Consider the following 12,055-nt stretch of genomic DNA (forward strand, 5'->3'; position numbering starts at 1 on the left):
CGGTTTACGAGTTTCTGATAGCGCTGAAATGCCAGGGAGCCTCACTGCGCCCCCTAATAAGCTTCGATGAAAATATTTATTGCGCCCTTTTGTTCCAGCAAGCGTTGGCAATCCGCCACCATCTGCGCGGAACCGCAAACATAAAAATCCGTGGTATCTGGGTCAAAAGGCAGATTGTCGAGCGCTTCGGGCACTCTTCCTTTAAACATTCCATCAGACACAACCTCTGCTCTGCTGAGGCAAAGCGTTTTCACTGGCGGCAACGGCGAAAAATGGCCGGTAATATCATCAGCCAATGTCGGGCAGCCAAAGAACAGTTCAGCCATTTCGAGATCCCCGGACTGGGCAAGCTGCTTAAACATCGGTAAAAAGGGCGCTAATCCCGTGCCTGTAGCAATGAATACTTTGCGGTTTGCGTTGTTCACCACTGCATAATGGCCGAGTGGGAGTTCAATCTCGGTCTGCAACCCCACTTCGGCCTGCCTGACGAAAACAGATCCATCCCCTCCGGTGCGAGTATCGATGACAAATTCAACCGTTTTCCCCTGCGTTCGCGCAATCGAATAGTCGCGCCACTCGTAATCGGCAACACGCAAACGGCCAAATTGCCCTGCAACAAAGGCAACAAGCGGTGAACCCAATTCAAAACGAAGATGCCAGATCGTGGCAGTAAGCGGGGTTTTGTTGATTAATACGGCACGTTGCTTGTGCGCCGGTAATGAATAGGTCGGTAACGGTTGCAGTTCTTCTTTCAGCGCAGCCTGGATTAAATTATACCCTCTGGCCCCCATCGCTTGCGCCGCAGCCCCAACGCCCCCCATCAACGCGCCAACAATCCCCAGACATCCGGCATCCGTGCCTGAAATATAGAGCCCGGCAATCGGTGTAGTTGGCCCTAAAAAATAGGCGCGATAGCGTTCCGGGGTCGCAGGCAAGCCATAGAAACCACCACGAGGATGTGAGGTGTAATGTTGCATGGTTAAAGGCGTTGAGAGCTCAGAATAGCTAACCAACTGGGTTAAACCGGGCAATGATGCTTCTGCCAATCGTAATAACCCTGCAGCCACGCGCTTTTTCTGCGCCGCATAGTCACCGCCTCTCAGCCCTTTAGCGGTATTTTGCCAGGCAGAGAAGGCGTCGGGCTGCACAAAAGAGATGATTTCAGCCGTGTGGAATCGCTCGTCCCCCGACTTGGCAGCAGGAAAAGAGACATAGATGTGCGAAGGTTGGCCTTGCATCAGGTGCTCAGAGTGTGAACTCAGATCGTCAAAGTCCGTCTTGGTATTTATCCAATAGTTTTCCCCCTGCACGCCGAGGCTAGCAATCGGTGCCTTTAAGCGTAAATACAGTGTGACGGCAGATACGCCCTGCCCCTTTAACCGCCCCACCAGCTCTCGTATCGCCGCCGTTTTGCTACCGACCTCCCCCTCCGTCGGCAATAAGTGCTGAAACGTATTCTCCAGACCAACATTGGAGATAATCGTAGAGGCCCGATAGATGACCTCACGCGGTTCGCCGCCCCTTCTATCGATCACCTTTACCCCGACGGCGCGACCGTTTTCAAGCACGATCGCCACTACCTCCTGACTGACACGTATCGCACCGCCCTGGCTTTCTATGCGTGGTTCAAAAGTCCGCGCAATGCGGCCCGCCCCCCCTTGCGGATACCAGGCTCCGTTTAAATAGTGTTTGACGATCTGGGCATGAATGGCGAAAGCACTGTTGGCCGGGGGCAGACCATAATCCCCCCATTGGCTGACTAAAACGGCACGCAACAGCGGTGAACGAAAGTTTTTCTCCATATATTGCTGGGTGGTCTGGAGCGATTTACGGCTGGTTAAGCGCTGCAAAAAACCCACAATAGGAGCCACTTTCTGCGGCACAAATGCACGGACAAACCCCATGGTTGACCAAAGAGAACTGAGGTTGATATCACGGAAATAGCGTTTGATCGCTCGGGCCTCGTCTGGAAAACAGGCAATGAGACGAGCTTTATATAAATCAGGATCGGAAGGGACGTTGAACTGGAAATCGGGGTAGATAAAACGGTCAAAATCGTCAGGGAGCTTATTCCATTTCAACTCACCGCCAGAAAGCCAATCAAATAGCTGCCGGGTTTTAGAATCAGGCCCAACATTGCCGATATAATGCAGGCCGACATCCCATGATGCGCCATCGCGGCGAAAAACATGGGTCAGCCCGCCCGGTTCCGAGTGTTTTTCCAATACCAGGACCTTTTTTTTACCCACCCCCGCCAATAATCCGGCGCTGGTAAGCCCGCCAATCCCTGAACCAATCACGATAACATCCCACATAGTCAGAACCTCTCCATGACGCTGAATGACGTAAGCCTATACCAAAGTAGGTAATAAAGAACGATTGTGATAAAACTGCGGGCCGATAGGTTCAAATCACGGAAGATAGCCATGCCAACGATCGTGACTCATGCAGCAGTGCCACTGTGCCTTGGATTAGGGCTCGGGCAGAACATCATCCCACCGCGCCTGTTATTCGTTGGCGTTATCTTGGCCATGTTGCCCGATGCCGACGTACTGGCATTCAAATTTGGTGTTGCTTATGGCAATGCATTCGGTCATCGCGGCTTTACGCATTCACTGTTTTTTGCCGTGCTCATCCCCACGCTGGCGTTGCTGCTGTGCCGGTGGTTTAAAGCTCCGCCGCTGAAAAGCTGGGCCTTTCTGTTTGTCTCACTGCTTTCACACAGCCTGCTGGATTCGATCACCACGGGAGGTAAAGGCGTAGGCTGGTTGTGGCCATGGAGTGATCAACGCTTCTTCGCGCCCTGGCAGGTCATTCGGGTGGCACCATTCAACCTGGAAAAATACCTGACGCCATCAGGCCATGCGGTGATGTTCTCTGAATTACAGTGGGTCTGGCTGCCGGGGATGATGATGATGAGCCTGCTGATAGTCTGGCGCAAAGTGATTGCAGGGCGCAGAGCGTGAGGGTACCGGTAAATCCGCCGTGGCTGGATTTACCGGTATTTTTGAGAACTTAAGACTGACTTGCCGGTTTCACTTTGCCAGCCAGGAACTCGCGCTCATAGGCCTGTGATTTCTCGACATCGAACTGGTTCTCCCACTTGGCGATCACCAGCACCGCCAAGGCGTTGCCCACGACGTTCAATGCAGTACGCGCCATATCGAGAATCCGATCCACACCGGCGATAAACGCCAAGCCTTCCAACGGAATGCCCACACTGCCCAACGTCGCCAGCAGGACCACAAAAGAAACCCCTGGCACACCAGCAATACCTTTTGAGGTCACCATCAACGTCAGCACCAAGATGATCTCCTGCCCCAGCGACAGCTCAATGCCGTACAACTGTGCAATAAAAATGGCAGCGATACTTTGATACAGCGTAGAACCATCCAGATTGAAAGAGTAACCGGTGGGTACGACGAAGCTGGTGATCGACTTCGGTGCGCCGTAAGCCTCCATTTTCTCAATAATGCGTGGCAACACGGTCTCTGAACTGGCGGTCGAGTATGCCAGGATCAGTTCCTCTTTCAGGATGCGGATCAAGGTCCAGATACGCAGGTTACACATCCGCGCTACCACGCCTAACACCACCAGCGCAAAGAAGGCGATCGCGAAATAAACCAACACCACCAGCTTGGCCAACGGCAGCAGCGAAGCAAAACCAAAATTCGCCACCGTAACCGAAATCAAACCAAACACCCCAATCGGGGCATAACGCATGATCATATGCGTCACTTTGAACATGCTTTCAGACACCGCCTTAAACACCTTCAGCAGCGGTTCTTTGGTTTCCTGCGGCAGGGAGGAGAGCCCTAAACCAAAAATCACCGAGAAGAAGATGATCGGGAGCATTTCCCCTTTCGCAATCGATGCAAACACGTTTGACGGGATCAGCGACAGCATAGTGGCGACCAGGCTGTGTGAGCCGCTCTGCACCTGCTCAGTGGTTTTCTCATATTTGGAGATATCAACCGCTGTCAGCACCGACATGTCGATGCCATGTCCGGGTTGAAAAACATTAGCCAATGTCACCCCAAGCACAATGGCAATAGTGGTAATCACTTCAAAATAGATAATGGTTTTCAATCCAATACGGCCTAACTTCTTGGTGTCTCCGACACCGGCAATCCCTACTATCAGCGTAGAAATAACAATAGGAACCACTATCATCTTAATCAGTCGAATAAAGATATCACCAGCGGGGCTCAATATATTATTGACCAACCACTCTCGCGATTCCGTCTGATTATGTAATACCGCACCCAGTATAATCCCCAATATCAGCGCGATCAGTATCTGCCACGCCAGACTAATTTTTACACTTTTCATACCCAAAAATCCCTCACAGACGCCTCTCCAAAGTCTTTAACAAACCCTAGCTTCAGATGGAATACTTAGTCACTTGATGTGGGCTTATGCTGATTGAAACCCTACGCTTGCTTGCCCTTTATGCAGCGCAATATGAATCTGTACCATTTGGACCCCCTGTTCTGCAAGCCTTGTTTTATCTGGGCAGAACACTTTCTCGAATAGGAAATAAGCAAGCAAAAAATGAACAGCAACATAATTGCTTGTTCTTAAAAACATAATATTAGCGCTCTCTGATCACCCGCGCACAGAATAGAACAATATTTATACAAAATAGAAATGCGTTATTTCGCATCCGGTTTGCATAATTAGTCTTATCCTATCGTTTCATTTTTGTTAAATAAAAGATAACAAAAAGAAACGGCAGGCTCCCAATCAAAAGCCATAAGACGCACGAAATTCATACAAAACAAAAAATGCTGACAATGATTTTAGTGGTCAGTAATGACCTCTTCATTGAGTCAGAAATAAGGTAATTCCTATCATTAATAATGAAGAGAATATTTATTAACCGAATTTAAAATGGTTTAAATATATACATACTCCATACTTGTAATACCCATTCCCTCTTCAAGAGAGCTAGACGCCAGCTTTTTTATTAACTCTTTTTGGTTATTTAAAAAGTTTTTTAAGGAAAATGCCCCGGCTGAGGCTTTTTCATCGTCAAACAAGCAGATCCACAACGCAATTACTGTAGTAACTATTACAAATCAATATCTTCGTTGCGTGATCTGCCGCGCAAAAAAAGAACAAAGAATGAGAGCAAACTATACTTAACCATAAGTTGACATATTATTAACAATTCTAAGGAGAAAAACCATGAGCCAACCGCATAAACACCCAATTCCGTCTGCAATTGCAGAACGAACCCTGATCAACCCGCAGCAGTATCAGCAATATTATCAACAGTCTGTGCAAGACCCGGAAGCGTTCTGGGGTGAGCATGGCAAAATCGTGGATTGGATCAAGCCCTACACTAAAGTGAAAAATACATCATTCGATCCTGGGCACATCAGCATCCGCTGGTTTGAAGATGGTACGTTGAATCTGTCGGCAAACTGCCTGGATCGTCATCTGGCCGATCGCGGTGAGCAAACCGCCATTATCTGGGAAGGTGACGATCCGACCCAGTCCAAAAAAGTCACCTACAAGCAACTGCATCACGATGTCTGCCAGTTCGCCAACGTGCTGAAGAAACTCGGGGTGAAAAAAGGTGATGTCGTCGCTATTTATATGCCGATGGTGCCAGAAGCCGCCGTCGCGATGCTGGCCTGTGCCCGCATTGGTGCCATACATACCGTGATCTTTGGTGGCTTCTCACCCGAAGCCGTGGCTGGCCGTATTATCGACTGTCATGCCAAACTGGTGATCACGGCCGATGAAGGCCTGCGCGCTGGCCGCTCCGTGCCGTTGAAAAAGAACGTGGACGACGCGTTGCAAAACCCTGGGGTGAAAACCATCACCAATGTCGTGGTCTTCCAACGCACCGGTAAGCCCGGTTACTGGCAAGAAGGGCGTGACCTGTGGTGGCACGAACTGACGGCTGGAGCGAGTGCTGATTGCCCACCAGAAGAGATGAACGCCGAAGATCCCTTGTTTATTCTTTATACCTCCGGCTCTACCGGCAAACCGAAAGGCGTGGTACACACCACCGGTGGCTATCTGGTGTATGCCGCACTGACGTTCAAATATGTTTTCGACTATCACGATGGTGATATCTACTGGTGTACCGCCGACGTAGGTTGGGTAACGGGCCACAGTTACCTGCTGTATGGCCCTTTGACCTGTGGCGCAATCACGTTGATGTTTGAAGGCGTACCAAATTATCCCGGTGTGAACCGCCTGTCACAGGTTGTCGATAAACATCAGGTCAATATTCTGTACACCGCACCAACCGCGATCCGTGCCTTGATGGCAGAAGGTGACAAAGCTATCGAAGGCACCAAGCGCGATTCACTGCGCCTTATGGGGTCGGTTGGTGAGCCGATCAACCCGGAAGCCTGGGAATGGTATTACAACAAGATCGGTAACGGTAAATGCCCGATCGTCGATACCTGGTGGCAGACAGAAACCGGCGGTTTCATGATCACTCCGCTGCCTGGTGCCACCGAACTGAAACCCGGCTCCGCGACGCGCCCATTCTTTGGCGTGCAGCCTGCGCTGGTGGACAACATGGGGATTCCGCAGGAAGGCACCTGTGAGGGTAATCTGGTGATTACCGACTCTTGGCCTGGTCAGGCACGCACCCTGTTCGGTGACCACGAGCGTTTTGAGCAGACTTACTTCTCTACCTTTAAAGGTATGTACTTCAGCGGTGATGGTGCCCGCCGTGACGAAGATGGCTATTACTGGATCACTGGCCGCGTCGATGACGTGCTCAACGTTTCCGGCCACCGTCTGGGGACGGCAGAGATCGAATCAGCGCTGGTCGCTCATCCTAAAATTGCCGAAGCTGCCGTGGTAGGGATCCCGCATCACATCAAGGGCCAGGCAATCTATGCCTATATCACCCTGAATCACGGAGAAGAACCCACGCCGGAGCTCTATACCGAGGTTCGCAACTGGGTGCGTAAGGAGATCGGGCCGCTCGCTACGCCGGACGTTCTCCATTGGACTGATTCGCTGCCGAAAACGCGCTCCGGCAAGATCATGCGGCGTATTCTGCGCAAAATTGCTGCCGGTGATACCAGCAATCTGGGGGATACCTCAACGCTGGCGGATCCAGCTGTAGTCGACAAGCTGTTAGAAGAAAAACAATCAATTAAAGTTCCATCCTAATTTTCGCCGCCTTGGCCGTTCCTCTGTCACCACAGGGGAACGGCTTGTATACCCGATAGAGGTCAAGACGCTGCAATGGCGCCCTTGAACAATAAAAGGTATGTACTCTCAATAATTCGAGTTGCATGCAGGCAACAAGCCCGAAAATCGCCAGGCGTATAGCCGTGCGAATGGCGAGTGGACGCAGCCTATGCCCATATGACTTGAAGTGCGGCGAGTATAGATCAACACCTACTGGAGAGACTTAGATGAATGAAAACATTTATCAAGAGATTGAAGATAACCCGCGCTTCAAGGAACTGGTACAGAAACGTAGCCGTTTTGCTTGGCTACTTTCGCTGATCACCCTCGCATTGTACGTTAGTTTTATTCTTCTTATCGCCTTCGAACCACAGTGGCTAGGCACCCCGATCGCCGCCGGATCGACGATTACCCGCGGGATCCCGATCGGTGTCGGGCTGATCATCATCTCTTTTGTTCTGACCGGAATTTATGTTTACCGTGCTAACGGTGAATTTGATCGTCTTAACGCCGAAATCCTGCGTGAGGTACAGCAATGAAGCGCCTGACATCAGCTATCACTCTACTGGCCTTGCCAGGCTTAAGCCATGCCGATGCTATCGGCGGGGCAGTACAGCGCCAACCACTGAACATTCAGGCCATTATCATGTTCATACTGTTTGTGGGTGCCACACTGTACATCACCTACTGGGCCTCTAAACGCACCCGCTCCCGTGGGGATTACTATACGGCAGGTGGGCGCATTACCGGTTTTCAAAACGGGTTGGCAATCGCCGGTGACTTTATGTCTGCCGCCTCATTCCTCGGTATTTCGGCCCTGGTGTATACTTCCGGCTATGACGGCCTGATTTATTCTATCGGTTTCCTGATTGGTTGGCCGATCATTCTGTTCCTGATCGCTGAGCGGTTGCGGAACCTTGGGCGCTATACTTTCGCCGATGTCGCTTCTTATCGCCTGCAACAGAAACCCATCCGCACCCTTTCCGCCTGTGGTTCACTGGTGGTGGTGGCGCTGTATCTGATCGCTCAGATGGTTGGGGCGGGCAAATTGATCCAACTGCTGTTTGGCCTCAATTACCATGTGGCGGTCATACTGGTTGGCATATTGATGGTGTTATACGTTCTGTTTGGCGGCATGCTGGCCACCACTTGGGTGCAAATCATCAAGGCCGTCCTGTTGCTGGCTGGTGCTAGCTTTATGGCCCTGATGGTCATGAAGTCAGTCAATTTTGATTTCAATACGCTGTTTGCCGAAGCAGTGAAAGTGCATCCGAAAGGGATTGCCATCATGAGCCCTGGCGGGCTGGTTTCTGATCCGATCTCAGCCCTCTCGCTAGGCTTGGCATTGATGTTCGGAACCGCAGGTCTGCCGCATATCCTGATGCGTTTCTTTACGGTTAACGATGCTAAAGAAGCACGTAAGAGTGTGCTGTATGCCACTGGCTTTATCGGTTATTTCTATATTCTGACCTTTATTATCGGCTTCGGCGCGATCCTGCTGGTGGGCTCTAACCCAGCGTTTAAAGATGCCACGGGGGCCCTGCTAGGCGGCAACAATATGGCTGCAGTGCATCTGGCTAATGCCGTTGGTGGTAACTTCTTCCTCGGCTTTATCTCTGCCGTGGCGTTCGCTACCATTCTGGCGGTGGTCGCCGGGCTGACACTGGCTGGTGCTTCTGCGGTTTCTCACGATCTGTACTCCTGTGTCATCAAAAGCGGTAAAGCGACTGAACGTAATGAGCTTAAAGTCTCTAAGATCACCGTTCTGGTGTTAGGGATCGTCGCGATCACTTTGGGGATTCTGTTTGAAAAGCAGAATATCGCTTTCATGGTTGGCTTGGCGTTTTCCATCGCAGCCAGCTGTAACTTCCCGATTATCATTCTTTCCATGTATTGGTCACGTCTGACAACCCGTGGGGCAATGATCGGGGGGTGGCTCGGCCTGTTGACCGCTGTGATCCTGATGATCCTGGGCCCAACCATTTGGGTACAAATTCTTGGGCATGCCAAACCTATCTACCCGTATGAATATCCGGCCTTGTTCTCAATGTTGGCTGCGTTTGTCGGAACCTGGTTCTTCTCAGTCACCGATAACTCACTCTCCGGGCAACAAGAACGCGAACGCTTCCGTTTCCAGTTTGTGCGTTCGCAAACCGGGCTAGGTATCTCTCAGAGTGCCAAACACTGATATCAATCACCCGCCAAAGGCTCCTCAGGGAGCCTTTTCCCTACAAAAATCCTCTGTCGCTTGTTAAATAGAAGGCGATATATTTTTATCTTTAAAATTATTCTCGAATAATGTTTCGGGGTTAATTCATAAAATCTCTATTTCTGCCAAAAAAATCCTACAGCTATCCCAAAACATGACCCAATACTGAAGAATAATTACTCAAAGGTTGAACTCTATCTCATATATCTATGAGTATTTATTTTATAGTCCGAAAAAATAGTTTTTTATTACACGTATTTCTGGGGCAACATCTAAGCTATTTCTTTGTTTTTTTGGGAAAAAATTTGAAGTAGGCTAACGACTTACCTTTGGGAGTTTTGTCACTAAAATGGAGATAGATCAATGCAAATAGGAAAGATCGGTACTGCAATGTCTTTGGCAAGTTTCATCGCTCTAGCGCTGAGTGGATGTTCTGATAACGATACGATAAATACTGATGGCCCCAAACAGGCAAATTTAGGTCATCGAGAGGTTAACTTGTTAGAGGTCGACGGACTGAAGTTCAAAGATCTCAATAAAAATAATAAGCTCGATCCCTATGAAGATTGGCGCTTGGATGCCAAAACGCGAGCCAATAATCTGGCCTCTCTGATGACTACCGAAGAAAAAGCCGGATTAATGATGCACGGGACATTGCCACTTTCTTCAGGGCGTGTCGATGTTGAGGCCGCTAAAAAAGATATCGTCGATAAAGCCGTCAATACCTTCATCACGCGTATGGCTGGCAATCCCAACCACATTTCCCATGATAACAACCAAATACAGCAAGTCGCAGAGGGAACTCGCCTCGGTATTCCGATTATCATCAGCACCGACCCACGAAACCATTTTACCAACGATCCCAACGCGACCAGTATTGTCGCGGGCAGTTTTTCCCAATGGCCTGAGACATTGGGATTCGCCGCGATCGATGATGTAGAACTGATGAAAAAATTCGGCGATATTGCCCGGAAGGAGTACCGTGCCGTAGGGATCCAAATGGCATTGTCACCGCAGGCTGACCTGGCTACCGAACCACGCTGGGGACGGATCAACGGAACATTCGGTGAAGATAACCAGATCTCGAAGAGAATGACGCAGGCTTATATTGAAGGTTTCCAGAATGGCAGCACCGGCCTGAACAAAGATAGCGTCATCACCGTAGTGAAACACTTTTCCGGCGGTGGGCCACAGTTGAACGGCCTGGATCCTCATAACTCTTATGGTAAAGAACAGGTCTATCCAGGAAATGACTTTGAGTATCACCTAGTGCCATTTGAAGGAGCATTTGCCGCTAAAGTAGCCTCGGTTATGCCCTATTACGGCCAACCGGTAGACCTCTGGTATAAAGATGCGCTGATTGAATCTGTGGGGTTCGGTTTTAACAAACAGATTCTGACAGAAATCCTTCGTGGCCGTTATGCTTTCGATGGTGTGATACTGAGTGACTGGGGGATCCTGTCAGACTGTGAAGGCACCTGTATTACCGGTATGAGTGATGCCGACGTTGCCGCAGGAATTTCGCCTTTCGCTATTGTCCCCATTGGTATGCCTTGGGGCGTTGAAACCTTGACACGCCAAGAGCGAGTCGTTAAAGCCGTGGATGCAGGTATCGATCAGTTTGGCGGAACCAGCGATCCCAGTGATCTGATCACAGCAGTAGAGGAACAGCAAATCACTACGACGCGTCTTGATGCATCCGTCGTCAGAATACTGCAACAAAAATTCGTCCTGGGATTGTTCGAAAACCCCTATGTTGATGAAACTGCCGCCGCAACGCTGGTCGGTAACAATGATTTTCAACAGCAGGCCACAGACGCTCAGCGCCGTTCGCATGTCTTGTTGAAGAACGACAATAACCTGTTACCAATGTCACTCACAGGCAAGAAAGTCTTTTTGTATAACGTAAATGCCGAAGTGGCTGCCAGCTATGGGCTCACCGTTGTCAGCACGCCTGAAGCTGCTGACATTGCAGTAATTCGCGTGAATACGCCTTACCAGACCGATCCGCACTACCCGTTTGGCGCTGTGCATTTCGGGCAACTGGGGTTTGAAGACCAAGAGAGCGTGGTATTAGATGAAAAACCAGGTATCTACAGCGGCAGTGATGATTACCAGATCATCAAACAGGTGAAGCTGCAGGGGATACCAACTATCATCTCAATTTATCTGGATCGTCCGGCAATACTCACAAATATCGTCGATAAAACGGATGCTTTATTGGCAAACTTTGGCAGTTCTGATGCCACACTCTTCGATATCATCAGTGGTAAAGCAAAACCTGAAGGCAAATTGCCGTTTGAACTGCCTTCAAGCTGGAATGCTGTTTTGCAGCAAAAAGAAGATGTGCCACACGACTCGGCAAATCCACTCTACCCAATTCATGCAGGGATGAGTTTGTAATTGCCTGAGTGAATACCAGAAACGCAAAAAGGCCATCCTTGCGGATGGCCTTCTGCTTATTTTATGCCTGGCAGTGTCCTACTCTCGCATGGGGAGACCCCACACTACCATCGGCGCTACGGCGTTTCACTTCTGAGTTCGGCATGGGGTCAGGTGGGACCACCGCGCTATTGCCGCCAGGCAAATTCTTTCTCATTCCAGCCGTTACATCACATACTCCTCTCTCGTATGCACGCAACCACCAGAACCAATCCGGAACTTCGCTGAAAATCA

General features: G+C 50.0%; 9 protein-coding genes and 1 rRNA gene. 6 read left to right on the forward strand and 4 right to left on the reverse strand.

Features of this window, described 5'->3' with window-relative positions; all coding sequences use genetic code 11:
• Positions 1-53: 53 nt before the first annotated feature.
• Positions 54-2,315 carry an FAD-dependent oxidoreductase gene (locus tag IV04_RS20825; RefSeq protein WP_037395173.1) on the reverse strand — a complete coding sequence of 754 codons (2,262 nt, stop codon included), beginning with the start codon at positions 2,313-2,315 and terminating at the stop codon, positions 54-56.
• A 111-nt stretch (positions 2,316-2,426) separates the two neighbouring features.
• On the opposite strand from IV04_RS20825, the gene IV04_RS20830 reads away from it, so the two are divergent.
• Entirely contained in the window at positions 2,427-2,966 is a 540-nt protein-coding gene (locus IV04_RS20830; protein ID WP_037395176.1) for a metal-dependent hydrolase, read from the forward strand.
• Positions 2,967-3,015: 49 nt separating this feature from the next.
• Here the strand turns inward: IV04_RS20830 and gltP are convergent, their stop codons facing one another.
• Complete coding sequence (gene gltP, locus IV04_RS20835) at positions 3,016-4,332, reverse strand: glutamate/aspartate:proton symporter GltP (protein WP_037395178.1); 1,317 nt, start codon at positions 4,330-4,332, stop codon at positions 3,016-3,018.
• Between the two features lie 86 nt (positions 4,333-4,418).
• Between gltP and IV04_RS26450 the strand changes: the two genes are divergently transcribed.
• On the forward strand, positions 4,419-4,592 hold the full coding sequence (locus tag IV04_RS26450) for a hypothetical protein (protein ID WP_156106820.1): 174 nt from the start codon (positions 4,419-4,421) through the stop codon (positions 4,590-4,592).
• Between the two features lie 306 nt (positions 4,593-4,898).
• Here the strand turns inward: IV04_RS26450 and IV04_RS26455 are convergent, their stop codons facing one another.
• The gene (locus IV04_RS26455; protein WP_156106821.1) at positions 4,899-5,042 is read right to left on the reverse strand and encodes a hypothetical protein; all 144 of its coding nucleotides are present in this window, start codon (positions 5,040-5,042) and stop codon (positions 4,899-4,901) included.
• Positions 5,043-5,190: 148 nt separating this feature from the next.
• On the opposite strand from IV04_RS26455, the gene acs reads away from it, so the two are divergent.
• From acs to IV04_RS20855, 4 genes are all read left to right on the forward strand, one after another.
• A complete protein-coding gene (gene acs / locus IV04_RS20840) occupies positions 5,191-7,149 on the forward strand; it encodes an acetate--CoA ligase (protein WP_037395181.1) in 1,959 nt (652 codons plus the stop codon).
• Positions 7,150-7,397: 248 nt separating this feature from the next.
• Positions 7,398-7,709 (forward strand): DUF485 domain-containing protein, encoded by a 312-nt coding sequence (locus IV04_RS20845; RefSeq protein ID WP_037395184.1) that lies wholly within the window; start codon positions 7,398-7,400, stop codon positions 7,707-7,709.
• A complete protein-coding gene (gene actP / locus IV04_RS20850) occupies positions 7,706-9,358 on the forward strand; it encodes a cation/acetate symporter ActP (protein ID WP_037395187.1) in 1,653 nt (550 codons plus the stop codon). Before IV04_RS20845 ends, actP begins: the two co-directional genes overlap by 4 nt.
• Positions 9,359-9,742: 384 nt before the next feature.
• Entirely contained in the window at positions 9,743-11,782 is a 2,040-nt protein-coding gene (locus IV04_RS20855) for a glycoside hydrolase family 3 N-terminal domain-containing protein (RefSeq protein WP_051916921.1), read from the forward strand.
• A 65-nt stretch (positions 11,783-11,847) separates the two neighbouring features.
• On the opposite strand, the gene rrf is transcribed toward IV04_RS20855, so the two are convergent.
• Positions 11,848-11,963 (reverse strand): 5S ribosomal RNA (rrf, locus tag IV04_RS20860).
• Between the last annotated feature and the right edge of the window lie 92 nt (positions 11,964-12,055).

Origin of the sequence: Serratia sp. Ag1 (assembly GCF_000743355.1) — a bacterium.
In the GTDB taxonomy this organism is placed as follows: domain Bacteria; phylum Pseudomonadota; class Gammaproteobacteria; order Enterobacterales; family Enterobacteriaceae; genus Chania.

Coding starts and splice junctions, on each gene's coding strand:
- IV04_RS20845 (WP_037395184.1), top strand. CDS start 7,398: ATGAATGAAAACATTTATCAAGAGATTGAAGATAACCCGCGCTTCAAG.
- IV04_RS20825 (WP_037395173.1), bottom strand. CDS start 2,315: ATGTGGGATGTTATCGTGATTGGTTCAGGGATTGGCGGGCTTACCAGC.
- acs (WP_037395181.1), top strand. CDS start 5,191: ATGAGCCAACCGCATAAACACCCAATTCCGTCTGCAATTGCAGAACGA.
- IV04_RS20830 (WP_037395176.1), top strand. CDS start 2,427: ATGCCAACGATCGTGACTCATGCAGCAGTGCCACTGTGCCTTGGATTA.
- IV04_RS26450 (WP_156106820.1), top strand. CDS start 4,419: ATGCTGATTGAAACCCTACGCTTGCTTGCCCTTTATGCAGCGCAATAT.
- actP (WP_037395187.1), top strand. CDS start 7,706: ATGAAGCGCCTGACATCAGCTATCACTCTACTGGCCTTGCCAGGCTTA.
- gltP (WP_037395178.1), bottom strand. CDS start 4,332: ATGAAAAGTGTAAAAATTAGTCTGGCGTGGCAGATACTGATCGCGCTG.
- IV04_RS20855 (WP_051916921.1), top strand. CDS start 9,743: ATGCAAATAGGAAAGATCGGTACTGCAATGTCTTTGGCAAGTTTCATC.